Below are 21926 nucleotides of genomic sequence, written 5' to 3' on the forward strand. Positions count from 1 at the left end.
TCCCTGTTTGGGTTTGCTCACCCGCGCAGCGCCTCGGGTACGTACGCGCAACGCGGCTCGGGACCCAACGGGTCCCCGGTCTCGGCCCAAGCCCGGGCGCGGCTGCCCCCGCAGATCTCCCGGAACTCGCACACGCCGCACTTGCCTTTGAGCTTGCTCTTGTCGCGTAAGTCACGGAACAAGGGGCTTTCGCGGTAGATCTCCAGCAAGGATCGTTCCCGGATGTTCCCCGCGGAAAGGGGAAGGAACCCGGAGGGGTACACCTCCCCGGTCGCGCTGACGAACACGAACCCGTACCCGTCGTGCATGTGCATCCCCCGCCCCTTGCGCACGAGGGCGCGGTCCGTGCCTCCCTGGGCCTCCCGCATCTGCAGCACCACCCGGCGGAAGTGCGGGGCCTCGGTGGTGCGGATGTGCACCGGGTAGGTCTTGGAGGCCTGGTACAGCCAGGCCAAGGTCTCCTCGTACTCCTGTGGGGTGAGCTGCTCGAGCAACGCCCCGCGCCCCACGGGCACCAGGAAGAACACCTCCCACGCCGCGATCCCGAGCCGCGCCCCGAGCTCGGCCAGCTTCGGAAGCTCCGGCCGGGTCGAGCGGGTCACGGTGGTGTTGATCTGCGTGGGGAGGCCCACCTCCCGCGCCCACTCCAGCGCCGCGACGGCCCGCTCGAACGTGCCGGGCACCCCGCGGAACACGTCGTGCGTCTCGGGGCTCGCGCCGTCCAGGGAGATCGCCATCTGGTGCACCCCGAGCGCCTTGAAGCGCGCCACCACCTCCCGGGTCAGCAGGGGCGTGACCGCGGGCGTGATCCCCACTTTGACGCCCAGCTCACGGGCGCGCTCCAGGATGACCCAGAGGTCCGGCCGTTTCAACGGATCCCCCCCGGTGGGGAGAAGGATGGGCTTGGGTTGGTAGGTCGCGAGTTCCTCCAATAAGGCGAGCGCCTCGGTGGTGGTGAGCTCGCCGGGAAGGGGGTCGGGCTCGGCGCTGGCCCGGCAGTGCTTGCACGCGAGATCGCACGCGTGCGTCATCTCCCAGGCCACCAAGAACGGGTAGCGGTCGAAATCGGGCCTCATGCCCTCATCTTCCCCGCTACCCCCAGGGTACAGGTGTCCCTACCGCCCCAGCTCGCGATAGATCTCGCGGCTGATCACGATGCGCTGGATCTCCGAGGTGCCCTCGTAGATCTCCGTGATCTTCGCGTCCCGGTAGTACCGCTCCACCCGGTACTCGCGCGCGTACCCGTACCCGCCCAGGATCTGCACCGCCTGGCGCGTGACCTCCACCGCCGTCTCGGAGGCGAACAGCTTAGCCATCGAGGCTTCCTTGCTGAACGGAAGGCCCCGGTCCTTCCGCGCCGCCGCGTTCAAGAGCAGCAGCCGGGCGGCCTCGATCCGCGTCGCCATGTCCGCGAGCTTGAAGCTCACCCCCTCGAACGCGCGCAGCTTCTGGCCGAACTGGGTGCGTTCGTCCGCGTAGTCCCGGGCGATCTCGTACGCGGCTCGAGCGATCCCCACGGCTTGCGCAGCGATCCCGATGCGGCCGGAGTCCAGCCCGGAGAGGGCGTACTTGAGGCCCATGCCTTCCTCGCCGAGACGGTTCTCCTCGGGGACGAACACCTCGTCGAACCGCACCTCGGTGGTGTGCGCCGCGTGCAGCCCCATCTTCTCCTCGGGCTTCCCGAAGGACAACCCCGGCGTGTCCTTTTCCACCAAAAAGGCGGTGATGCCCCGGGCGCCCTCGCCGCCGGTGCGGGCCATGACCACGTAGAGCTGGGCCTGGCCGCCGGAGGTGATCCAGGACTTGACCCCGTTCAGTACGTACCCCCCGTCCACCCGCTCAGCGCGCAGCTTGAGGGAGGCCGGGTCCGACCCGGCGTGTGGCTCGGTGAGGCAGAACGCCCCGATCCACTCGCCCTGGGCCAGCGGGCGCAGGTACTTCTCCTTTTGCGCGTCGGTACCGAACTTGAGGAGCATGTACTGCGGCAGGCCCGAGGTTACGGAAAGGATGACCGCGACCGAGGGGTCCGCCGCGGCGATCTCCTCCATCGCCAAGGCCCAGGTCACCGTGTCGAGGCCGGCCCCACCCCACGCCTCGGGGGTGGTCATGCCTAGGAGGCCGAGCTCGGCCATCTTCCGGAGCTGGGGCCACGGGTACTCCCCCGAGGCGTCGTACTCCGGGGCCAGGGGGTACAGCTCGTTTTTGGCGAACTCCCGTACCGTCTCAAGGACCAGCTTTTGTTCCGGCGTGAGCTCGATCATCCTGCATATCGTATCACGCCTTTGGTGAGGAAAATGCGTTATACGGCGACCCGCTCGCGGGAGGCCTCCACCAGCTCCGCCAAGCGCGACAAGGCCCGACCGTACTTCTTCGCGTACGCACCGTAGCAGTAGGACTCCGGAAACAGACGGGAAAGCGGCTCCCCCGACACGAACAACTCGAGCCCCAGGTCGTAAAGCTTGTCCACAAAGTGCACGAACCGAAGCGCGTCCGCCTCGTGGGGGATGGGCTCGAGGTCCGCGAGGTACACTGCCTTGAGCCCCGCGAACAACTGCCGGTACCGGATTGGGTGCAGCGTGCGGAGGTGCGCGAGCAGCTCCGCGAAGGTATCCAAGGTCGCGGGGCGCGTTTCCTCCGCGTAGCGGGCCTCGAGCGCCGCGCGGGAGAGCGGCGCGGGCGGGTGTGCGGGGTCGCGGTGCCGGTAATCCTCGCCGTCGATGTGCAGCACCTCGAAGGCCGCGGCCAGCCCCTGGATCTGGTGCCGGAACTGCTCCGCGTTGAACCGGCCCTTGCCCAGCGCGCCGGGCGGAGTGTTCGAGGTCGTCACCACCCTGAGGCCCCGCCCCATCGTCTGCTTAAGGAAGTTCGTGACCATCTGGGCGTTCCCGGGGTCGTCCAGCTCGAACTCGTCGATCATCAAGAACCCAAGCCCCGCGAAGGTCTCCACCGCCCGGGCCATGCCCATCAGCCCGATCGTGTACGTGAGCTCCTCGAACGATAGGTACGCCTTGGGGGCTGGGGCCTCCCAGTACGTGGCGACGAGCAGGTGGGTCTTGCCCACCCCGAACCCCCCGTCAAGGTATAGGCCTTTAGGGCCCGGCAGCCTCTTGCGGAACCACCCCCGGGGTTTGAGCCGCACCCAGCGCCGAAGCCGCTCCTTCGCCGCGGCCTGCGAGGCATAACGGGGATCCGGAGTGTACGTATCGAACGTAGCCGTTTGGAACCGTGGGGGGGGCGTGAAGCTGGAGAGCAGTGTGGAGAGGTCCACCTCCGGCGTGCGATCCACGAGCCGCATCCCGGCCATCCTATCACACGAAGGCTTCACCGCCCTCTTAGGGTCGATCGGTAGACTACGATCGTCCAACCCGGCCCGCGCCGGGACGCTTGTGGAGGCACACCCAGCGATGCAGAAGCCCCGGATCACGCTCACGCTCGCCGCCCTCGCTGGCGTGACGGCGGTCACCCTCGGCGCATGGCTTCTTTTGGACGGCCGGCGCGCTCCGCCCCAACCGAGCTCGAGCCCCGCCCCGACCGTGACCACACCCCCCCACGAGCTCCGCTCCCGTCCGCGTAGTGGTGCCCTCGAGCGCACCCCCACCCCCCGCCGAGCCCCCGGCCTCCCCGACCCCAGCCCAGGCCCTTAGGCTCGAGCGCGTGCACTTCACCCAAGCCGCGCCCGGCACCGTAGGGGCGTGCGGGATCGAGCTGCGTCCCTGGGCCCACGTGGCCTTAAGCCCGGATCTTCTCGAGCGGTACCCCTGCGGCACGCGGGTGCGCGTGATCCTCGACGAGCCCGTCGCCGACCGCCGCGCCTTCGAGGCCGTGGTGGGGGACACGATGTCCAGCCGCTGGGAGAAGACCGTCGGGGTGTACGTGGGGCCGGACGAGCCGGCCGTCGCGTACGGCGTGACCACCGGCCGCCTCGAGCCGCAAACCCCCTAGCCTGGCTGGGGGCGCGCTACGAACCGGAGGAAGTGCACGCTGGGCGGCGTGCGGCCCAGGAGACGGAGCTGGGTGGCGAGCTGCCCCCGGTGGAAGTGCGCGTGCATCACGAGCACGAACCAGATCTCGCCCACCGTGCTCTCGAACGCCTCGCCGCGCGCGTTCGTGTACCGGATCGTCGCGGCCGGGTCCGCGCCCTCGAGCCACGCCGCCCGCCGCGCCCGGAGGCGCTCCCAGTGCCGGTGCACCTCCGCCAGGTCCGCCCACGCTGCGCCCAGGGACCGCTCGGACGGCCGGTTCTCGAACCGGTCCTGCCACGCGATCTCCTGGCTCACCATGTGCGCGGTCGTGGCGAGGACGCTGGGAAAACTCCCGCCCACCGCGCGCCGCGCCGCTTCGGGCTCGAGGCCCAGCAAGACCGGCCACCACGCGTCCCAGATCGCTTCGTGCATCTCGATGAGGCGCTTGAGCCCCGCGCGGGTGATTCCCATGGTGCTTATTGTGTGAGGGAAGACGCCCCGGGCCCGGACGGGCGCGTACCCTAAGGGTGTACCACGCTCGTCGCGCAAGCGGCGGCACCCCCGGCCCCGCCACCTCCCGGGGGTGCTGCCGTGGAAAACGTGTGCTTCCTTAATCTCCTCCTCACTAGCAGGAAGTATGGTGAAGCAGAGGGGAGCCGGTAGCTGCCCTCCCGGACCCCCTCCTTCCGTTGCGATGCCCCCGACCCCATGCTGCCCGGGGTCGGGGGGTGTTGGTGTACGGCGCCCGACATTTCCCCGCGCCCCCTAATCGTGGCTCGAGGATCAAACGCGAGCGTCGTACTCGAGCTGGATCCGCGACAAGGGAAAGATCACGTAGCGGACCTCGAGCCGTCCGTCTTCACTTTGAACCGCGTAGTGGTAGGTGAGCACAGGGTTGGCCGTGACCGGCGACTCGGTCTGAGCTAGGGTCACCCCGCCCCAAGTTTTTGCCCTAGAATGAGCGCGGTCTTTCCCTTCGCCGTGGCCCTCTTCGGGCTCTACAACACCGCCGTAGTCTACTGGGAGCTCACGAAGCCGGGGTCTAGGGTCTGCCCCAAATGCGCCTACACGCGGATGGTGTTGGGGACGGTGCTTGCGGCTTGGGGGGCGTACGAGGGGGTGAGGCGGCTTGGTGTGTAAGGCTGGGAACGTAGCGGAAGGGGGGGAGCCCGTATAATGGGGGCGGTGAAGCAGATCGAGGTGCCCGACGACCTCTTCGAGGAGCTTGAGCGCTTTCGTCGCAGCCTGCGAATTTCGCGCGTCGAAGCGCTGCGGCTTTTGTTGGGCAAGGAGCGCGCTAGGCGGCGCTTCTTGGCGCTGAGCAAGCGCCAGGCGCAAAGGGCAAAGGGTCTTAGCGAAGACGAGGCTATGCGGCTCGCCGTCGAAGAGGTTCGCAGGGTGCGTTCGCTTCACCGCTCCCGCAAACGGGCAAAGTAGTGCGGGTTGTCTTAGATACGAATGTTTACATCGCTGCACTGCTCACCCCTTATGGGGTGCCATGGCGTGTACTTGAGCTTTGGTATGAGGGTCAGTACGAACTCGTGATCTCCCAGCCAGTTTTTGCCGAGCTGCAGGAGGTCCTTGGAAGGAAAAAGTTCGCCAAGCGAATCGACCCGCTTTTAAGTGACGCGTTGCTCGAAGATCTTAAACGTTTGGCGACCTGGGTGCGATTAAAAGCCCCCGCTAATGTGAGCGTGCGCGATCCCAAGGACCTCATGGTCTTAGGAACCGCGCTCGGCGGGAAGGCCCGTTTCATCGTGACGGGTGACGAGGACATGCTCGTGTTGCGAAGCTTTCGGGGGATCCGCATCCTTACGCCCAAGGAAGCCCTGGAGGTGATCCGTGGCCGGTAGGCAGACCTTCCGCATCCTGATCGTGGGCAAGTCGGGCTCCGGGAAGAGCACGCTCGCTAAAGAGATCATCCGCCGCATGGAGGGGCGATACCGTCAGTTGATCGTTGTTAACCGCAAGCGGGAGTTCGCCGAATTCACCGAAAAGGGCTTTAGTGTCGGCGAGACCGGCGACCCCGATCCCGTTCTCCGGCGTTACCGCCGCATTCATTTCCACGTGACCGGTTACGATCCCCGGCCCTTTTTGGACGCCCTCGGCCAGGCCATCATGCGTCGGCGCGACGTGCTCCTGGTCGTTGACGAGGCCCACCAGTACTTTGAGAGGGGCAGGGTCCCAAAGGCCCTCTTCGAGGTCCTGACCGGGGGCCGCGAGTTCGGGCACAGCGCCATCTTCGTGACCCAGATGCTGCGGGGGGCGGTGGGGGGGATCGACCCCGGGGTGCGCCGCCAGGCCACTCACCTCGTCACCTTCCGCCTCACCGAGCCCGGCGAGGTCCAGGCCCTCGCCGAGCAGTTCCCGGAGCTCGGGGAGGGTGTCAAGAAGCTCGCGCGCCCCGATGACGGCTGCCCGCCGGAGTACGGCGTGAAGGACCTGGACCGTGAGCGTGCGGGCCTCGTGCGCCGCGACCCGAGGGACCCCCGGCGGCGGGTGTGGGTGGAGCTAGCTTAACGCGATAACCATCGCGTTTTGGTCGGAGCGGCCCTGAAAAGTGGCCACTCCGGCCTTGTTTTTGGGGCGCGTCCCGGGCCAAAGCTGAGGCGAGCGAGGAGGGACGCATGGCAAGGATTAAGGGGCTATCTCTATCTCAGGCTCAAGACGGCCTCCAGCTGATGCGGCGCGCGGGGGATGAGTTTTTCTCTCCTGCCACGCTTGGCCTGGTGGGGGGGATCATCGGGGAGTACGCGCTGGAGCGGGGGCTGTTCACGGTTGGCCGTGGGGTGTTCGGGGATTCCAGCCAGGGGCTGGACGCGCGGCAGGTGCTGGCGCGTCAGCTGGCGCGGCTGGCCATCGGGATCACCGGGGCGGCCATCGCGGTGAGCGCTAAGGAAGAGGCGGAGAAGGCGGTCGGCGTCGGCATGATGGGCGAAAGCATCATTAGCCTCCTCAAGGGGGCGGGCGTCAGCTTTGGAGGGTAGGGATGATGGAAACCCGTAAGGAAACCATTACGAAGGCGAACCCGAACTTTACGGTCGTGGGTCAGGGCGTGGCGGGCCGCAAGGTGCAGGTTGCGGGGTATACGGTTCCCGACAACACGGCCGTGGGGGTCCCGAACGGCACGCAGCTGATCATGAAGCTGTTTGACGCGAGCGGGAACGAGATCAGCCGGGATAGCTACGTGTTCTTCTACGTGAAGCGCTCGGGGTTCGACGGGATGCTTTAGGTGTCATTAAGGTGTAAAAACACACTGCCCCCTAGAGGGAGGGGGCAGATTATCTTGGAGCCGGCGGCCGGATTCGAACCGGCGACCTACCGCTTACGAGGCGGTTGCTCTACCGCTGAGCTACGCCGGCGCGCAGCGCCATTCAGTATAGAAGAGCGCAGCCGGATTGTCCAGACCATGTAGTCGGCCAACACATCTGAGACTCCCTGGGGACCGGCTCCTCTTGCATCATAGCCAGGAACTCCAGGGGAGCCAGACCGTTTAGGGCCCGGTGCGGTCTCCTTCGGTTGTAGTGGTCCAGGTAGGCGTCGAGTTTTTGTTGAAGCTCGGGGATCTTCGACGGCAGGGGTCGGGTGTAGAACTCATCCCTAAAGGTCCGCTGCATCCGCTCCACGTGCCCGTTCAGCTTGGGGCTTTTGGGCGGCAGCACGAAAAGCTGCAGGCCCAGGCGTTGGCAGGTCTCTTCAAACTCGGCCATGAACTCACTTCCGCCGTCAACCTGAATGGCTTTGACGGGGAAGGGGGCTTGCGCAACCCGGTGAGCCAGGAAGCTGGCCGCCAGGTTGGCCGTGGCTTTGGTGTGGACTTCCGCAAGGGAGAAACGTGTGAAGAGGTCGACGGCCGAGAAGTGCTTGATCGTCTCCCCAGGGCCCAAGGTCACGGTCAGGGTATCTACCTGGATAAGGTCCCCAGGGTGGTGGACCTCGTACCCCTTGGGCTTTTTCTGGGCGTAGGGGCGCCGGGTCTTCCTCTTTACCTTTCCCCGCCGGGCCCGCGCCAGAAAGGCGGCTACCCTTTCCACCCGGCCGTGCGCCTCCAGGTAGGCCAGGATCCGCCCCACGGTGCGCTCGCTGACCTCAAAGCCTTGCCTCCTCAAGCTCAGCCAGATCGGCCAGCGCCCCCAGGTGGGGTTTTGTTTCCTCAGGGCTTCAATCTCGATCAGCAGCGTTGGGGTCCAGTAAACCTTCTGTCGTAGACGCTTGGGCCTCTTGGGTTTCGGGACCAGCCCTTTGAGCCCCTCCGCCTTGAGCCTCTTTCTCCAACGGTAGTAGGTGGCCCGGCTGATCCCCACCAGCTCCTGGATCTCGGGCCAGTCCACCCCGTGTTCCCTGAACGCCTCGACCTGTTTGAGCTTTCGCACGCGGGCCTGGACCCTGGGGTCGCCGGCCCCTGCTTCGGTGAGTTGTTGGGCCTTCCTCGCCCCTCTCCACACCTCTCGGCCAACCGTGGTAAGCTGCATCCGTGGGGACCTCCTCTCTCCTGGAGTGGTCCCCACATTCTTATCGATTCGGTCTCACATGTGTCTGTCCGGGTTCAGACCAGCCGCTTCGTCGAGCTGCGCCGCCAGAGGACCTCGAGGCCTCCCGGACCAGTCCCGGCGTGCGGTGGAAAAACCGTTCCCCGCCCTTGTGGCGGGGAACGAAGCATGCACGCCGTGGTGGGCCCTGCAGGGCTCGAACCTGCAACCAACCGGTTATGAGCCGGCTGCTCTCACCGATTGAGCTAAGGGCCCAAGCCCACCCCCCTAATCTAGCAGCCTCACTCCTCCTGGGCAACCGGCGCGAGCCGCTGGAGGGCCTCGAGCGCCTCCGCCTCCGGCACCCGACTCAAAAACACGACCCGTTCGCCCTTTCGCCACGTCTGCCCGCTGTGCGCAACCTCCACGTTACGCCCTTGGATCCGCACCAGCGGCAGCAGTTCCGGGGGCAGGCGCACCTCCCCGAGCGGTACGTTTGGCCACTCCTTCGGCACCGCCCACACAAAGGTCTCCACCGGCTCGTAGTTCAGCGCGTGCTCCCAGTCCCGGATGTCGATCGGCCGGCCGAACGCGATGCGCCCCCCTACCTGTTCCACGAGTTGCGGCCCCGCGCCTTTTTCGGGCGTGTCCACCACGGGGTAGGCCCGCGTGATATTAAAAGCCTCGCGCGCGAGCTGTACGGTGAGCACGTTCACCTCGGGGTTTGCGGTCGCGGCGAGCAGGCTCTCGGCCTCGTCCGCCCCAGCGCGCTCGAGCACCTCCTCCTCCAAAGCGTTCCCCTGGTGGGCCTCGAGGCCTTCCCGCTGCGCGGCGTACACCAGGCTGAGGTTCCGGTCGATGACCGTGACGCGGCGCCCGTGTTCCTCCAGGATCCGGGCTGTGTACCGCGCGAGGGGGCCTGCCCCGACCACGAGGGCGCGGTGCCCTGTGGTGCTTTTGAGGCCGAGAAGGCGCGCGATGGGGTTCGCGGTGAGGCCCTGGAGGGTCACGGTCAGCGCGATCGTGAGGAAGGTCAGGGCGAGGAGCCGCTCCCCGTCCGTGAACCCCGCGGTCTCGAGGGACAGCGCGAACAACGAGGCGACCGAGGCCGCCACGATGCCGCGCGGCCCGATCCAGGCGATGAAGAGTTTCTCCTGCCAGGTGAAGCTCGAGCCCCGCATGGCGAGGTACACCGCGGCGGGCCGTACCACGAACATCAGCGCCAGGACTGTTGCTACACCGCGCCACCCTTCGGCCGCGATGACCTCGAGGCGCAGGTTGGCCGCGAGGAGGATGAAGAGCAGGCTGATGCCGAGGACGGTGAGTTGTTCCTTGAACTGCCGGAGGCGGCGCTCCTCGGGGACCTCTCCGCGCTGGAAGCTCAGTCCCATGGCGACCGCGGCCATGATGCCGGCCTCGCTGAGGAGGGATTCCGCGATCGCGAAGACCAGCCAGACCCCGGCGAGTGCGACTAGGTTCCGCAGCTCCGCGGGCACGAGCCGGCGCACCTTGAAGAGGCGGGAGAGGATTGCCCCGCCCGCGTACCCCACCACGCCCCCCACGAGGAGCCGGCCCGCGTACGCCCAGAACGCGCCCCAGAGCGTGAGCGCTTCCGCGCCGTAGATGCTGATCACCACGTCGAGCACGGCCACCGCGAGGATCGCTCCGATCGGGTCGATCAGGATGGCCTCGCCCTCGAGGGTGGTCTTGAGGCGGCGGGGGACGCGCATGCGTTTGAGGAGGGGTTGCACCACGGTAGGGCCGGTGACGGTGACGAGCGCGCCGAAGAGGAGAGCGAGGGGGAAGGGGAAGCCCGCGATGAGTAGGGCTGCGAGCGTCCCTCCGACCCAGGAGACGAGCACGCCGAGCGTGACGAGGCTGCGCACCTCGCGGGCCGCCTGGCGCAGGTCCCCGAGGCGCAGGTTCAGCGCGCCTTCGAAGAGGATGATCGCGACAGCTAGCTTCACGAGGATGCCCAGGCCTTCCTCGAGCTGGCTGGGGTGCACGAGGTTCAGGCCGTACGGCCCGGCCGTCACGCCGAAGGCGAGGAGCAGCACGATCGCGGGTAGGCGGAAGCGGTGGGCTAGGATCTGCGCGAGAAGCCCCAGCCCAATGGCCCAAGCGATGGTTAAGAGCACCGCGGATTCACCGTGCATACCGCTCCTTTAATTATGGGGAAGTGTCGGGCCGCGCCTCTTCTTCCGGGGCCGTCGCGCCGCCCAGCACGCGGTCCTCGATCTCCCCGATGTACGCGGCCAAGGTGTTACCGGTGCGCTCAATGACCTGGTTGATCTGGGCCTCGGCCTGTCCGAGCCGCCCCTCGAGGCGCTCGATGGCGGAGCCCAGTACGGCCTCGGTTTGCTCGATCTCGGTGCGGAGCCCCCGGGCTTCGGCCTTGAGGGCCTCCTCGAGCTGCGCGGCTAGGGCACGCGCGTGCTCGCGTGCCTTGGCGTGCTCTTCCTTGAGGGCCTCGAGCTCCTCTTGGAGGTACTGGCGGAGTTTCGTGAAGCGGGAGGCCTCCTCGTTCTCGAGGAGCTTACGGGCGGCGTGCAGCTCGCGCGCGTAGCGGCGGACCTCCATGAGGGCCGCGGCTTCCACCCCGATCGCGAACATCAGGTACAGCAGGGTGAGGCCCCCGATCACGCCCAGGAGGGTCATGCCCAGCGGGGCTTCCACCTGGGTGAATAAAAGGTTGAGCGTCGAGGGGGTGTTGAACAACTCCCAGTTCAGTCCGGCGAACAGGATGAGCAAACCCAGGATTAACAGCACGGTGACCGTGCGGTAATTCATGAACTCCCCTCCTCTCCAGCAGCGTGGGGCATAGCGCGATTATAGCAGGTCAGTACACGGGCTCCAGCGCCGCGGGGCGCAGCGCGAGCTCCTCGAGGCGCGCGTCTTGAGGCAGGCGCAAGGCGAAGCGCAGGGCTTCCGCGACCGTTGCCGCTTTGAGGTACGCTTCCTTCCCCGATGCGCCTTCCTCGCTTCCCGCAAAGTACGTGTCGGTCGCGCCGGGGCGTAGCTCGAGCACGCGCAGTTCGGGGTGTTCCAGCTGCAGCGTGCGCGCGAGGGCGCGCAGGGCGAACTTGGTGGCGCAGTACGGGCCGCCGGTAGGGAAGACGCGGGTGGAGACGTCGGAGGAGACCATCACGACAAGGCCTCGAGCGGCCTTAAGGGGCTCGAGGAAAGCCCGCACGGTGAGCCACGCCCCAGTGACGTTCACCGCGAACAGCTGCTCAAACTCCTGGGGGGTGAACGCCTCCAGCGGTTTGAACAGGCCGATCCCGGCGTTGACGATGAGCGCATCCACACGCCCGAAACGCGCCAGGGTCACTTCCCGGAAGGCATCCACGCTGCCGGGAACGGTGACGTCCAGGGGGTGCGTGAGGGATGGGGCGTCCAGGGAGGCCGCGACGCGCTCGAGGTCGCTTAGGGTGCGCGCGCCGAGGGCGAGCGCGTACCCTTCCTCGGCGAGGACACGGGCGAATGCGGCGCCAAGGCCGCGGGAAGCTCCAGTGACAACGGCGACTTTGGGGTTTGGCATGCTCCACTCCTCTCGTACAGGGGCTAGGGGATGATGCGCGTTCCGCTCGTGTTGTTCAGGGCATTCCGGGCGTGCGCGGGGGTTCCGGAGGCGATGCGGACCCAGGGTGCGCCCGCTTCGAGGGCCGCGAGGGCCGCCTTGACCTTGGGGATCATGCCCCCGGCGATCACGCCGTTTTGGATGAGGGTGTGCACCTCGGCCCGCGTCAGCTCGGGGTAGAGCGAGTTGGGGTCCGTGGGGTCGGCGAGCACGCCCGGCACGTTCGTGAGGAATACCACGGGGGCGCTAAGCGCGCCTGCCACGGCACCCGCTGCGGTATCCGCGTTGATGTTCAAGGGGCCGATCTCGTCCATCCCGATGGGCGCGATGACCGGGGTGAGGCCCGCCTCGAGGAGCGCCTCCAAAAGCGCCGTGTTGACGGCGGTCACCTCCCCCACCCGCCCGAGCGCGGCGTCCTTGGGGCGGGCCTTGAGGAGGGCCGCGTCCCGCCCGGAAAGCCCCAGCGCCTCCCGGCCAAAGCGCGTGAGCAAGCTGGCTAGGACCTTTCCGGTTTGCGTGAGGACCTGCTCGATCACTTCCATCTGCTCGGGAGGCGTGACCCGGAGGCCCTGGTGGAAGCGGGTCTCGAACCCCAGCCGCTCGAGCCACGCGCCGATGCGTGGCCCGCCCCCGTGCACCACGATGAGGGAACCGGCGCTTTGAGCAAGGGCCTGCATGAGCGCTTCAGCCTCGCGTAAACTCCCCCCAACCTTTACGACCCGCATGTTCCTCCTCCCCACGGCGTTCCGGCCGCGCACGGGTTCATTGTAGGCTAGGGCGGGATGCCAGGGGACGCGGTGACCGTTGGGGAGTTGCGTGAACGGGTGTGGAACGCGCTCGCGTTGCACCGCGCGGCCGCCTACCCCACGCCCCCCCACGGGCACCACCCGAACTTCGTGGGGGCCCGGCGCGCCGCGGAACGCTTGATGGCGCACCCCGCGTGGGCGCGGGCCGAGGTGGTGCTTGCGGGGCCCGACCAGGTGCTGAAACCCTTGCGCGAGGCCGCGCTCCGTGACGGCAAGCGCCTCGTTCTGCCGCACCCGGACCGCGCGGGGCGCTTCCTCTTGCTGGACGGGGTGCCGCCCGAAGCGCTTCGGCGCGTGCGCGACGCGCCCAAGTACGGCCAGCCCGTGGCCCTCGAGGCCCTCCCGGTGGATCTGGTTCTCGTGGGGAGCGTCGCGGTGGACCCGGCCTTCGGCTGGGTGGGCAAGGGGTACGGGTTTCCCCCGCGGCGCCTCGAGGTCGGTGCGCCTTGGGCGACCCTCGTGCATCCCTTGCAGTTGCTGCCGGAGCTGCCGGTACCGCCCGAGCGCCGGATCGACCTTATCGCGACCCCGTACGAGCTTCTCGAGCGCTAGGGGTTCGATTCCCCCAGATGGCGAGCGCGACCCCGGAAAGGAGGATCGCGGCGCCCAGCAGGACGGTGCGCCCCGGCACCTCCCCAAAAACCAGGTACCCGAGGAGGCTCGAGCCGACCGGCTCGAGGAGGATCACCAGGGTGACCAGCGTGGGGTTCATCCACCGCACGGCCCAGTTGAAGCTGGTGTGCCCGATGAGCTGGGAGGAGACGGCCATGGCGAAGGCCCACAGGTAAAACCCGGCGGGCCAGCCTAGGTAAGGGGTTTGGGCAAGGGCGGGGAGCGGCAGCAGAACGAGCGCGGCGGTGCCGTAGGCGATGGCCGCGTACTGCCCGATCGAGAGGCCCCGCCGTTGGGCTTCGCGCCCGAGGAGGAAGTAGAAGCTTGCGGCGATCGCTCCTAAAAGCGCGAGTGCGTCCCCCAAGAGGGGGTTGCGTGCGGTGTGCGGGGCGTTGCCCGCATCGCCCAGCCCGATCAGGATGCCGCCGGCGAGGGCGACGCACACCCCAGCGAGGGTGGTGCGGCTCAGGCGCTCGCGCCACCATATCCACCCGATAAGGGCGACCCATACGGGGTTCGTGGTGACCAGGGTCACGCTCGCGGCGATCGAGGTGTAGGCGAGGCTCGTGATCCAACTCGCGAAGTGCAAGGCGAGGAAGACCCCCGCAAACACCGCGTACCGCACCGCACCGGGCTGGAGTCTTGCTGGCCTCAGGCCCCGCCAGGCAGGCAAGAGGAGCAGCGCGGCGATCGTGAGGCGGGTCGCGGCGAGGAGCAGGCTGATCCCGGCCCCGCTTGCCCCCGCCGCTTGGAAGGCCAGCCGGATGAAGATCGCTGCGGCGGAAACGGTCAGTACCCCAGCCGTTAGGGCCAAGGTGAGCTGCCAAACGGAGGGGCGCATGGCGCAAATTATACCCGTTCCATCGCAGTGGGTTGGGGTATGCTGGTGTTAACATGCAGCCACAGGAGCGCTACCGAGGGGCCCTATTGGGCTTGGCTGTAGGGGACGCGTTGGGCGCGGCGGTGGAGTTTAGTTCGCCAGGCAGTTTCCCGCCCCTCGAGGACCTCGTGGGGGGCGGGCCGCACGACCTGAACCCCGGCGAGTGGACGGATGACACCGCGATGGCCTTGTGCCTGGCGGAGAGCCTGGTCGAGGTGGGGGGGTTCGACCCCAAGGACCAGCTCCGCCGGTATTTGCGCTGGTACCGGGAGGGGCACTGGAGCCCCAAAGGGTACTGCTTCGATATCGGGGGCACCACCCGCGAGGCCCTGGAGTGCTTCGCGGCCACCGGCGAGCCCTACCCTGGCCCCACCCACGAGTTCTCCGCGGGGAACGGCTCCTTGATGCGCCTCGCTCCGGTGGCCCTAGCCTACGCGGCGCGGCCGGAGGAGGCGCTTAAGTACGCGGCCTTGAGCTCACGGACCACGCACGGAGCGCGGGCGGCGGTGGACGCGTGCCGGTACTTCGCCGGGCTGCTGGTGGGGGCGGTGCGGGGGGAGGAGAAGGCGCGCCTCCTCGAGCCTGGGTACGCCCCGGTCCCTGAGGCGTGGGTGCGCGAGCCGTTGCACCCCGAGGTGGCTGAGGTCGCCCAGGGGTCGTTCCAAAAGAAGGAGCCCCCACAGATCCGCGCTTCGGGGTACGTAGTGCGCACCTTGGAGGCTGCGCTGTGGGCGTTCGCGGAAGCGCGGGATTTTCGCGAGGGGGCGTTGCTCGCCGCGAATCTCGGGGAGGACGCGGACACCGTGGCCGCGGTGTACGGTCAGATCGCCGGGGCGTACTACGGGGAGGAGGGAATCCCGCAAGCGTGGCGGCAAAAACTCTACGCGCGCGAGGCGATCGAACGCCTTGCCGATCGCCTCTACGCGCTGAGTTGGGAGAGACTAGACCCCTAGGGCTGCAAAGACCAGCAGCAAGAGGTTCAACGCGACGATGATCGCTGCGCTCACCCAGGCGAGGAGCTTCACCCAGAAGGGGTTGGTGAGAGGGCCCATGAGGTTGGGGTCCGAGGTGAAACGGACCAGAGGGATCACGGAAAACGGCAGCTGCATGGACAGGATGACCTGGGAGAGGACGAGCAGGGTGACCGGGCGCACCGAGAGGAAGACCGCGACGACGGCGGGGGCCATGGTGAGGAGGCGGATCATGAGGCGCAGTAGGGCCCTGTTACGCACCCGGATGTTGAGGAACCCCTCGAAGACCACCTGTCCGGCCAGGGTGCCCGTGGTGGAGCTGGAGATGCCGGAGGCGAGCAGCGCGATGGCGAAGGTGAGGGCCGCGGCCTTGCCGAGCAGCGGTGCGAGGGTTAGGTAAGCCTGGTCGATCTCGGTCACGAGGAGGCTGTTTTCGTGGAAGACTGCGGCGGCCATGACCAGAATGGCCCCGTTGACCAGCCAGGCGGCGCCAAGCGCGCCCACCGTGTCTATGATGCTCCACTTCAGGATCCGGGCCTTGGTGTCGGGGGTGGAAAGCCGCGTCTTGACCTGGGCGGAGTGCAGGAACAGGTTGTGCGGCATGACCGTGGCCCCCAGGATGCCCATGGCGATAAACAGGGCGGTCGTGCTCCTTAGGATCTCGCCGTTGGGTACGAAGGCGTGGTAGGCGACCTGAGCGAGGTCGGGCTGCGCGAGGAGGATCTCGATGACGTAGGCGAGGCCGATGGTGATCACGAACGCCAGGATCGTGAGCTCCACCCAGCGGAACCCGAAACGCTCGAGCCACAGGATCAGCAGCACGTCGAAGACGGTGAGGAGCACCGCGAGGGTGAGCGGAATCCCGAAGAGCAGGTTGAGGGCGAGGGCGACCCCCATGAACTCCGCGAGGTCCGTGGCCATCATGGCCACGAAGGCGGTGATGAAGAGAAACCGGGCCACGGCGGGACGGTAGCGCTCCCGCATCATCTGGGCCAGGTCCCGTCCGGTGGCGATGCCGAGCTTGGCGGCGAGGACCTGCATCAGCACGGCGATGGCGCTCGAGAGGGTGACGACCCACAAGAGGGCGTACCCGTATCGGCTGCGGGTCATGTAAAAAACTCGGTTGAGTAAGAGGGGAGCCCTTAGTCTGGTTCTGCCATGAAGCCGACTGAGGACTCCCCGAGCTCCATCGTACCCTGTCCCCACTGCGGAGCCACCCGTGAGGAGAGCGGGGGCTACCGCAGACGCAAGCTGCGCACCTTTCGGGGCATCCAGGAAGTCAGAGTCAAACGGATCCGCTGCGCCCAATGCAAGCGCCAGAAACGAGCTCTCTACCCGGAGGACTGCCCTAGAAGCCGCTGGTACGCGATCTCCATCCAGGAGCACTTCCTCATCCTCGCAAGCCATCGCGCCCCTGAAAGCGTCCAAAACGATCTCGCCAAGAACCTGGGCTTCCCCCTCACCCGTCCCACCCGCCTCCGCTGGCTCAGGTCCGCGGGGGCCAGGGCCAAACGGCTCCTTCAGCGGGAGAACCGTCTTCTCCGAGGGCGGGTGTACTGGGGGAGTGTGGATGAATGGGCCTTTGGCCGGGGCCCCAAGGGGTACGGGTACCTTTACTTTGAGGCTTGGACGGGTTGCCCGCTGTGGGGAGACCTTGGCCATCGGCGGCGTTACGAGCGGGTGCGGGAGCTCCTTTGGAGGTTACCTCCAAGGCTGGGGGTGGTTTCGGACGGGGCGCAGGAGGTAGGGGAGGCGTTGGGCTGGTTGGGGCGGAGGCTGCTTTGGGCCCGGTGCGCTTTCCACCTGATGCGGGAGGTACGGGCCAAGGTGGACCGGAAGGCGTGGGGGGAGATACGGGAGGGTCTGAGGGTGCTGCGGGGGCTTGGGGCCTGGGGGAGAGGGGAGGCGTTCTTTTGGAAGGAGCTTCTGCCCCGGTGGGGTAAGGCCTTGGAGGGCTGGGTGCGGGCTTGGGAGGGGTTGCAGGAGGCTTGGGGGGCCGAGGTACCGCCTCCTTGGACAAACAACGTGGCGGAGGTAGGGCATGGGCGATTGTGGCGGCGGCGCAGGCGGAGGGTGTTGCGGAGCCTGGAGGTGGGGGAATCCTGGTTGATGGTGGGGCTTTACCGGATGCGGCATCGGCGGATTGGGGAAAAGAGCCCCTGGGAAAGGCTTACGGGAACTCTTTCCCCAGAGTGCTGGTGGAGGCCCCTGGTGGGGAGGATAAAAGGGTCAACTCAAAACTTGCACCTCCCGCATATCCCGCATAAACCTTCACCCCCTCCCCCCGGCGGCCAGAGACCCAGGGCATAGAGCTCCCGCAGGGCGACCTGCACCACGAGCTCAGGCAAGAGAACCCGCGCCGCCCGCTCCCTGGCCTCCCGCCAGCTTCCTTCCCCCTCCATGCCCACCCAGTGGGCCAACAGGTAGGCCAGAAGGGAAAGCACCAGAAAACGGTGCACCCCCAAAGCCGTCCGCTGCCCAAACTGCCCCAGGGAGAACTCGCTTTTCGCGGCGCGGAAGAAGTGCTCTATGGCAAACCGCCTCTTTCCCCAAGTGAGCGCCGTCCGGGGCGTGGCGGGAAAGGTGGCCACCACGTACCGCCACTCCCAGCCCCCTTGGGGCAGGGGGTAGCGGTACCAGGCCACCCAGACCGGGAAGGAAAGCCCCCAAAGGTAGACCCGGCTCCCCTGCCGCCTGAGGTCCCCAAGCCTCCCCCCTTCCCGCAGCCTCCGGTCCCGCCGCATCCCCACCACCGCTTCAAAACCCAACCGCTTCACCCCGAAAAGGAACCGGGTGGTGCCAAAGGCCGCATCCGCGGCCACCCGTATCCGGAAGGCCCGGCGCATCCAGGGGGGCAGAGAGGCCAGGAGGCTTAGGGCCAGGCGGGAGAGGGCCTTCTCCCCCTTGCCCCGCCAGAGGCGGTAGGCCCAAGGGATGCGGAGGTCTCCGTAGACGAGGTAGAGGACCACCAGATGGAGTCCCCACTTGCCGTGAAAAAAGGAGAGGGGCAGGGCCTGGAAACGGCCCCGCTTCTCCAGAGTGACTAGGTCCAGGACCACCAGGAGACGGGGCTTGGGGCCTTTTTTCTTTCTGGCCCGGTCCAGGGCTTTCTCGGCCTCTTTTCTTGCCAGGCGGATGAGAGCGCGGGTGGGCCAGGGGTAGCGGTTGAGGAAGCGAGAGAGGGCGGAGGGGGACTTGACCTGGCTGTGCTGGGGTCTGGCCTTGCCGTGGCCGTGGAGGAGGAGCAAGAGCAGGGCCTTGAGGGATTCCTGGAGGTGGGGGCTTGGCAAAAGGGCCAGGAGGGTCCAAAGTAGGGACAGGGCCGCTTGGGTCATGGCACCCGTCATCAGACGGGAAACCAGCGGCCCCTTTCAAGTGGTCCTGGCGCATAGGTATCCCCAGGGTGCATAAGTGCAAGTTTTGAGTCAACCGACTTTTTTACATGAGTCTCGGCTGCCGGCCTCGAGGGAGGTGGCCCAGTTGCCGGGGTCCATATACCCGACCGAGACCAGGAAGGCTGGTCCCAGGTAGAACCAGAAGGGGCGTTTGAGCGAGATCTCCGCGTTCACGTGGCACCACCTACCCTACGTTCACCAGGAACGCGGTGGTGTACATGACGGCAAGCCCTAAGGCGAAGCCGGCGAGGCTGGCGGGGGAGAGCCAACGGCCTTGGGTGGTGCGCGCCAGGTACGCGCCGACCTCGACGATGACCTGAAGGATCGCACCGGCCCCGATCCCGAGAAGGAGGGCGGCCCAGTGGGGGGCGAAGGCGAACGCGCCAGCCCAGGTGCCGAGCACCGCGGGCAGACCCGCGAGCGCGGCGAGGCCCACGAAGTGCACGAGCCGCACCGGGTGGCGGGTGAGGGGGGCGGCGATCCCGATCCCTTCGGTCAGGTTGTGCAGGGTGAAGCCCACGACGAGGAAGGCGCCGAGCGCGGCCTCGCCGGCGGCGAACGCCGCGCCGATCGCGAGCCCTTCGCCCAGGTTGTGCAGCCCGATACCGAACGCGAGGTACGTGGCCAGGCCGAGGCCCTCCGGGGCGCGGCCGCCGCGGCGGCCGAAGGCGAAGAGGGCGAGGAAGCTGAGGAGTGCGGCGAGCCAGACCAGGGGGGTGGCCTGGAAGGCCGCGGCCGCGCCTTCGGCGAGCTCGAGGCCTTCCTCGAGGGTGTCCACGAGGAGGAAGGCGAGGAGCCCCATGGTGAGCGCGAGGATGAAGCGCAGCCCGTGCGCGCGGAGCGTGCGGAGGTAGGGGTAGAACAACAGGCCCAGGCTGACCGGGACCACCCCGACGTACAGGCCGAGGAGGGCGTAGGCTAGGACGCGCGCGGGCGTCCAGCGGGGGCTTTCCACGGCGACGGGGATCTCGTGCTCGAAGGTCATGCCGGTGCGGGTAACGAAGGTGATGAAGTGGGCCTCGCCCTCGACCCAGGGGTACGGGAGGGTGATCCAGGCGGTCTGGAGGCGGCCCAGGGGACCGGGAGGGTCTTGGGTGAATTCCCAGTAGGCCCCGTCCACCTGGATTTGGGCAATCGTGAGAGGCTCGGACCCGTCGGCCCGCACCTTGAGGCGGATCCCGGTCTCGTCCAGGACGGTGCGCTCGACGGTGAGGGCCTCGAGGGGCGGGGCGGTGACGCCTAGGGGCTTGAGGGGGTCGGTGGTGAGGAAGAGGCCGAGCAGGCCGAGGAGGATGGCGAAGGGCAGGACGGCCCAGAGCCAGGTGTGGTGGGTTGGGGAGCGTTCCGGCATCATTCGATCACCTCGAAGTTACCCATCCAGCCGAGCTCGGCGAACTCGGACTGGTGCGCGTGGAACATGTAGAGGCCCGGTTCGAACCCATTGAAGGAGAACTCGAGGATGCCGCGTTGGCCTTGGCACTGCATGATGGTGTCCACGGTCTTGAGGGTGGGGGTGAGGGTGGTGCCGTGGTCGTAGTAGTCGAAGAAGTTGGCGTGGAGGTGGAAGGAGTTGATGGGGTCGAACTCGGTGGCGTTGATGAGGTAGATCCGGACCGGGCGGTCGCGCTCGATCCGGATGGGGCGTTTCATGTAGGCGTGCGCGACGGTGTTGACGGCGTAGACCTCGTTTTCCTCGTCGAAGTTGGTGTCGAAGCCGTTCATGACCATGACGAACTCCTGCCACGCCTGGTTTTCCGGGGTGCCCAGTAGGCGCGCGCGAGCGGCGGCCTGGTATTCGGGGTGGCGTTCGGGGTCGGGATCGATGATGAACGCGCCGTAAAGCCCCTTGTGGATGTGGCGTTTGAGGGGAATCGCGTGGCAGTGGTAGAGGTGGCAGCCGAAGGGGTAGGCGTCGAACTCGTAGGTGAAGGACTCCCCTGGGTAGATCATGCCGGGTCCGGTGCCGGGCACGCCGTCCATCGAGGCGGGGTGGATGCCGTGGAAGTGAATGGTGTGCGGGTGGCTGCCCGCGTTGTGGAAGTGGACGCGCACGCGGTCCCCTTCCGTGACCCGGAGGGTGGGGCCGGGAACCTGGCCGTTATACGTCCAGGCGGGGAAGTAGACCCCTGGGGCGATCTCGATCTCCTTGTCGACCGCGACGATATTGAACTCGCGCAGGGTCTGGCCGCTAGGGAGTGTGGAGACCTCGCCGGTCTCCCAGTGGGTGAGGAACGCGTACGGGTCGAACCCGTTCTTTTCGTGGTCGACCTCGCCCACGGTGGTCATGCCGCCGTGGCGCGTCTGGTGGGTTCCTGGGGCCTGGGCGTGCCCTTCGTGGGCGAGGGCGAAGGGCCGGAGCAGCTGGGCGCCTAGGGCGCCGAGCCCGGCGAGAAGGCTGCCTTTCAGTAGGGCTCTCCGCGATCGGTTCATGCTTCGTCCTCCGCGATCCAGAGCGACTTGGTGAGGGGGAGAGGCAGAAGGAAGCGCTCGCCTTGCACGCGGACGCGCAGCCCGTTCGCGCTGCGCTCCACAACCTCGACGCGCGCGCCGGGGATGAGGTGCAGGTGCGCGAGGAGGTTCAGGGTGTCCTTATCTTGGGCGGTGACCCGGATCAGCCGGCCCCCGCGCCCGGGGGGCAGGTCGGTGAGGGGGGTGAGGTCCGGGGTTTCGGGGAGGGAGAGGTCCGCGGTGGGGATGGGGTCCCCGTGCGGATCGTGCGTGGGGTGGCCGAGGAAGGCGGCGATGCGGGCCTCGAGCGCTTCGGAGATGTGGTGCTCGAGGCGTTCGGCCTCGTCGTGCACCTCGTCCCAGGAGTACCCGAGGGCCTCGGTGAGGTAGGCCTCGAGGAGGCGGTGATGGCGCAGGATCTCGAGCGCCACCTTTTCCCCGGCTTCGGAGAGGCGCACGCCGCGGTAGGCGGTGTACTCCACGAGCCCCAGCTCGGCGAGTTTTTTGAGCATGCCGGTGACCGAGGCGGGCTTGACCTGAAGGCGTTCGGCCAGGGCTTGGGTGGTGACGGTAGGCTCGGTCTCGCTGAGCAGGAGGATCTGCTTGAGGTAGTCTTCCTGGGCTTCGCTGAGCTGGGGCCGTTGGGTTTTAGTCATGCCTAAAACCTCCTCCTCTTAATATTAGGTAAGACTAAAAATATTGTCAACGTTAGGTCCTGCAAACATCTCGTTATTACCGCGAAAATGAGGGGTATAGTAGCTGCGCTGATGCGACGCAAGAAGTTTAGAGCTACCTAAAAACCA

General features: G+C 67.3%; 25 protein-coding genes, 2 tRNA genes and 1 pseudogene. 9 read left to right on the forward strand and 19 right to left on the reverse strand.

The features are described 5' to 3' along the window. Positions 1-17: 17 nt before the first annotated feature. From MARKY_RS02655 to zapE, 3 genes are read right to left on the reverse strand one after another with little or no spacing between them, the layout of a single operon-like run. A complete protein-coding gene (locus tag MARKY_RS02655; protein ID WP_013703324.1) occupies positions 18-1076 on the reverse strand; it encodes a TIGR04053 family radical SAM/SPASM domain-containing protein in 1059 nt (352 codons plus the stop codon). Between the two features lie 39 nt (positions 1077-1115). Beyond that, positions 1116-2258, reverse strand: coding sequence for an acyl-CoA dehydrogenase family protein (locus MARKY_RS02660; protein WP_041658230.1), 1143 nt, complete (start codon positions 2256-2258; stop codon positions 1116-1118). Positions 2259-2299: 41 nt separating this feature from the next. Continuing rightward, complete coding sequence (gene zapE, locus MARKY_RS02665; protein WP_013703326.1) at positions 2300-3295, reverse strand: cell division protein ZapE; 996 nt, start codon at positions 3293-3295, stop codon at positions 2300-2302. Positions 3296-3404: 109 nt separating this feature from the next. Here zapE and MARKY_RS11770 point away from each other — a divergent pair, with 109 nt between their 5' ends. Together MARKY_RS11770 and MARKY_RS02670 are read left to right on the forward strand one after the other, a co-directional pair. Then, on the forward strand, positions 3405-3644 hold the full coding sequence (locus MARKY_RS11770; protein ID WP_148230392.1) for a hypothetical protein: 240 nt from the start codon (positions 3405-3407) through the stop codon (positions 3642-3644). A gap of 10 nt (positions 3645-3654) precedes the next feature. Next, a complete protein-coding gene (locus MARKY_RS02670; protein WP_013703327.1) occupies positions 3655-3942 on the forward strand; it encodes an RlpA-like double-psi beta-barrel domain-containing protein in 288 nt (95 codons plus the stop codon). On the opposite strand, the gene MARKY_RS02675 is transcribed toward MARKY_RS02670, so the two are convergent. Together MARKY_RS02675 and MARKY_RS11855 are read right to left on the reverse strand one after the other, a co-directional pair. Continuing rightward, positions 3939-4433, reverse strand: a complete 495-nt coding sequence (locus MARKY_RS02675) for a DinB family protein (RefSeq protein WP_013703328.1) — start codon at positions 4431-4433, stop codon at positions 3939-3941. The two genes, MARKY_RS02670 and MARKY_RS02675, sit on opposite strands and share 4 nt — an antisense overlap. A gap of 312 nt (positions 4434-4745) precedes the next feature. Further along, complete coding sequence (locus MARKY_RS11855) at positions 4746-4895, reverse strand: hypothetical protein (protein ID WP_013703329.1); 150 nt, start codon at positions 4893-4895, stop codon at positions 4746-4748. Positions 4896-5138: 243 nt separating this feature from the next. Here MARKY_RS11855 and MARKY_RS02685 point away from each other — a divergent pair, with 243 nt between their 5' ends. From MARKY_RS02685 to MARKY_RS02705, 5 genes are all read left to right on the forward strand, one after another. Next, positions 5139-5399 (forward strand): hypothetical protein, encoded by a 261-nt coding sequence (locus MARKY_RS02685; RefSeq protein ID WP_013703331.1) that lies wholly within the window; start codon positions 5139-5141, stop codon positions 5397-5399. Beyond that, positions 5399-5815, forward strand: coding sequence for a putative toxin-antitoxin system toxin component, PIN family (locus MARKY_RS02690; RefSeq protein ID WP_013703332.1), 417 nt, complete (start codon positions 5399-5401; stop codon positions 5813-5815). Before MARKY_RS02685 ends, MARKY_RS02690 begins: the two co-directional genes overlap by 1 nt. Then, positions 5805-6482 (forward strand): AAA family ATPase, encoded by a 678-nt coding sequence (locus MARKY_RS02695; protein WP_013703333.1) that lies wholly within the window; start codon positions 5805-5807, stop codon positions 6480-6482. Before MARKY_RS02690 ends, MARKY_RS02695 begins: the two co-directional genes overlap by 11 nt. Before the next feature lie 161 nt (positions 6483-6643). After that, positions 6644-6949 carry a hypothetical protein gene (locus tag MARKY_RS02700; protein ID WP_041657782.1) on the forward strand — a complete coding sequence of 102 codons (306 nt, stop codon included), beginning with the start codon at positions 6644-6646 and terminating at the stop codon, positions 6947-6949. A 2-nt stretch (positions 6950-6951) separates the two neighbouring features. After that, positions 6952-7194 carry a hypothetical protein gene (locus MARKY_RS02705; protein ID WP_013703335.1) on the forward strand — a complete coding sequence of 81 codons (243 nt, stop codon included), beginning with the start codon at positions 6952-6954 and terminating at the stop codon, positions 7192-7194. 55 nt (positions 7195-7249) lie between these two features. Here the strand turns inward: MARKY_RS02705 and MARKY_RS02710 are convergent. The 7 genes and pseudogenes from MARKY_RS02710 to argB all read right to left on the reverse strand — a co-directional run bounded on the left by MARKY_RS02710 (position 7250) and on the right by argB (position 12736). Next, a tRNA-Thr gene (locus MARKY_RS02710) sits at positions 7250-7324 on the reverse strand. Then, positions 7281-8434, reverse strand: a pseudogene (locus MARKY_RS02715) (integrase core domain-containing protein). The gene MARKY_RS02710 and the pseudogene MARKY_RS02715 overlap by 44 nt, the downstream one beginning before the upstream one ends. Positions 8435-8630: 196 nt before the next feature. Next, positions 8631-8707: transfer RNA gene (locus tag MARKY_RS02720), tRNA-Ile, on the reverse strand. 26 nt (positions 8708-8733) lie between these two features. Then, complete coding sequence (locus MARKY_RS02725) at positions 8734-10587, reverse strand: cation:proton antiporter (RefSeq protein WP_013703337.1); 1854 nt, start codon at positions 10585-10587, stop codon at positions 8734-8736. A gap of 13 nt (positions 10588-10600) precedes the next feature. After that, positions 10601-11221 (reverse strand): LapA family protein, encoded by a 621-nt coding sequence (locus tag MARKY_RS02730; protein ID WP_013703338.1) that lies wholly within the window; start codon positions 11219-11221, stop codon positions 10601-10603. Positions 11222-11270: 49 nt separating this feature from the next. Further along, positions 11271-11972 (reverse strand): SDR family oxidoreductase, encoded by a 702-nt coding sequence (locus tag MARKY_RS02735; protein ID WP_013703339.1) that lies wholly within the window; start codon positions 11970-11972, stop codon positions 11271-11273. A 23-nt stretch (positions 11973-11995) separates the two neighbouring features. Beyond that, entirely contained in the window at positions 11996-12736 is a 741-nt protein-coding gene (gene argB, locus MARKY_RS02740; RefSeq protein ID WP_013703340.1) for an acetylglutamate kinase, read from the reverse strand. A gap of 72 nt (positions 12737-12808) precedes the next feature. Between argB and MARKY_RS02745 the strand changes: the two genes are divergently transcribed. After that, a complete protein-coding gene (locus MARKY_RS02745; RefSeq protein ID WP_041658234.1) occupies positions 12809-13369 on the forward strand; it encodes a 5-formyltetrahydrofolate cyclo-ligase in 561 nt (186 codons plus the stop codon). Here the strand turns inward: MARKY_RS02745 and MARKY_RS02750 are convergent. After that, on the reverse strand, positions 13335-14270 hold the full coding sequence (locus MARKY_RS02750; RefSeq protein WP_013703342.1) for a DMT family transporter: 936 nt from the start codon (positions 14268-14270) through the stop codon (positions 13335-13337). The two genes, MARKY_RS02745 and MARKY_RS02750, sit on opposite strands and share 35 nt — an antisense overlap. A 53-nt stretch (positions 14271-14323) precedes the next feature. Between MARKY_RS02750 and MARKY_RS02755 the strand changes: the two genes are divergently transcribed. Continuing rightward, positions 14324-15262 (forward strand): ADP-ribosylglycohydrolase family protein, encoded by a 939-nt coding sequence (locus tag MARKY_RS02755; protein ID WP_013703343.1) that lies wholly within the window; start codon positions 14324-14326, stop codon positions 15260-15262. On the opposite strand, the gene MARKY_RS02760 is transcribed toward MARKY_RS02755, so the two are convergent. The 6 genes from MARKY_RS02760 to MARKY_RS02780 all read right to left on the reverse strand — a co-directional run bounded on the left by MARKY_RS02760 (position 15251) and on the right by MARKY_RS02780 (position 21779). After that, on the reverse strand, positions 15251-16390 hold the full coding sequence (locus tag MARKY_RS02760; RefSeq protein ID WP_041657784.1) for an Nramp family divalent metal transporter: 1140 nt from the start codon (positions 16388-16390) through the stop codon (positions 15251-15253). The genes MARKY_RS02755 and MARKY_RS02760 overlap by 12 nt on opposite strands. A gap of 1124 nt (positions 16391-17514) precedes the next feature. After that, entirely contained in the window at positions 17515-18615 is a 1101-nt protein-coding gene (locus MARKY_RS02765) for a transposase (RefSeq protein WP_013703168.1), read from the reverse strand. Positions 18616-18705: 90 nt separating this feature from the next. Further along, positions 18706-18849 carry a hypothetical protein gene (locus MARKY_RS11860; protein WP_169311725.1) on the reverse strand — a complete coding sequence of 48 codons (144 nt, stop codon included), beginning with the start codon at positions 18847-18849 and terminating at the stop codon, positions 18706-18708. 10 nt (positions 18850-18859) lie between these two features. Then, positions 18860-20029: a ZIP family metal transporter gene (locus MARKY_RS02770; RefSeq protein WP_013703345.1), complete on the reverse strand. Its 1170-nt coding sequence runs from the start codon at positions 20027-20029 to the stop codon at positions 18860-18862. Further along, positions 20026-21105 (reverse strand): multicopper oxidase domain-containing protein, encoded by a 1080-nt coding sequence (locus MARKY_RS02775; protein WP_013703346.1) that lies wholly within the window; start codon positions 21103-21105, stop codon positions 20026-20028. Before MARKY_RS02775 ends, MARKY_RS02770 begins: the two co-directional genes overlap by 4 nt. Beyond that, on the reverse strand, positions 21102-21779 hold the full coding sequence (locus MARKY_RS02780) for a metal-dependent transcriptional regulator (protein ID WP_013703347.1): 678 nt from the start codon (positions 21777-21779) through the stop codon (positions 21102-21104). Before MARKY_RS02780 ends, MARKY_RS02775 begins: the two co-directional genes overlap by 4 nt. Positions 21780-21926 lie beyond the last annotated feature (147 nt).

The sequence above is a fragment of the Marinithermus hydrothermalis DSM 14884 genome, from assembly GCF_000195335.1.
Taxonomy (GTDB): Bacteria; Deinococcota; Deinococci; order Deinococcales; family Marinithermaceae; genus Marinithermus; species Marinithermus hydrothermalis.

Coding starts and splice junctions, on each gene's coding strand:
- MARKY_RS02655 (WP_013703324.1), bottom strand. CDS start 1,076: ATGAGGCCCGATTTCGACCGCTACCCGTTCTTGGTGGCCTGGGAGATG.
- zapE (WP_013703326.1), bottom strand. CDS start 3,295: ATGCGGCTCGTGGATCGCACGCCGGAGGTGGACCTCTCCACACTGCTC.
- MARKY_RS11770 (WP_148230392.1), top strand. CDS start 3,405: ATGCAGAAGCCCCGGATCACGCTCACGCTCGCCGCCCTCGCTGGCGTG.
- MARKY_RS02675 (WP_013703328.1), bottom strand. CDS start 4,433: ATGGGAATCACCCGCGCGGGGCTCAAGCGCCTCATCGAGATGCACGAA.
- MARKY_RS02685 (WP_013703331.1), top strand. CDS start 5,139: ATGGGGGCGGTGAAGCAGATCGAGGTGCCCGACGACCTCTTCGAGGAG.
- MARKY_RS02700 (WP_041657782.1), top strand. CDS start 6,644: ATGCGGCGCGCGGGGGATGAGTTTTTCTCTCCTGCCACGCTTGGCCTG.
- MARKY_RS02705 (WP_013703335.1), top strand. CDS start 6,952: ATGATGGAAACCCGTAAGGAAACCATTACGAAGGCGAACCCGAACTTT.
- MARKY_RS02725 (WP_013703337.1), bottom strand. CDS start 10,587: ATGCACGGTGAATCCGCGGTGCTCTTAACCATCGCTTGGGCCATTGGG.
- MARKY_RS02730 (WP_013703338.1), bottom strand. CDS start 11,221: ATGAATTACCGCACGGTCACCGTGCTGTTAATCCTGGGTTTGCTCATC.
- MARKY_RS02735 (WP_013703339.1), bottom strand. CDS start 11,972: ATGCCAAACCCCAAAGTCGCCGTTGTCACTGGAGCTTCCCGCGGCCTT.
- argB (WP_013703340.1), bottom strand. CDS start 12,736: ATGCGGGTCGTAAAGGTTGGGGGGAGTTTACGCGAGGCTGAAGCGCTC.
- MARKY_RS02750 (WP_013703342.1), bottom strand. CDS start 14,270: ATGCGCCCCTCCGTTTGGCAGCTCACCTTGGCCCTAACGGCTGGGGTA.
- MARKY_RS02755 (WP_013703343.1), top strand. CDS start 14,324: ATGCAGCCACAGGAGCGCTACCGAGGGGCCCTATTGGGCTTGGCTGTA.
- MARKY_RS02760 (WP_041657784.1), bottom strand. CDS start 16,390: ATGACCCGCAGCCGATACGGGTACGCCCTCTTGTGGGTCGTCACCCTC.
- MARKY_RS02765 (WP_013703168.1), bottom strand. CDS start 18,615: ATGACCCAAGCGGCCCTGTCCCTACTTTGGACCCTCCTGGCCCTTTTG.
- MARKY_RS02770 (WP_013703345.1), bottom strand. CDS start 20,029: ATGATGCCGGAACGCTCCCCAACCCACCACACCTGGCTCTGGGCCGTC.
- MARKY_RS02775 (WP_013703346.1), bottom strand. CDS start 21,105: ATGAACCGATCGCGGAGAGCCCTACTGAAAGGCAGCCTTCTCGCCGGG.
- MARKY_RS02780 (WP_013703347.1), bottom strand. CDS start 21,779: ATGACTAAAACCCAACGGCCCCAGCTCAGCGAAGCCCAGGAAGACTAC.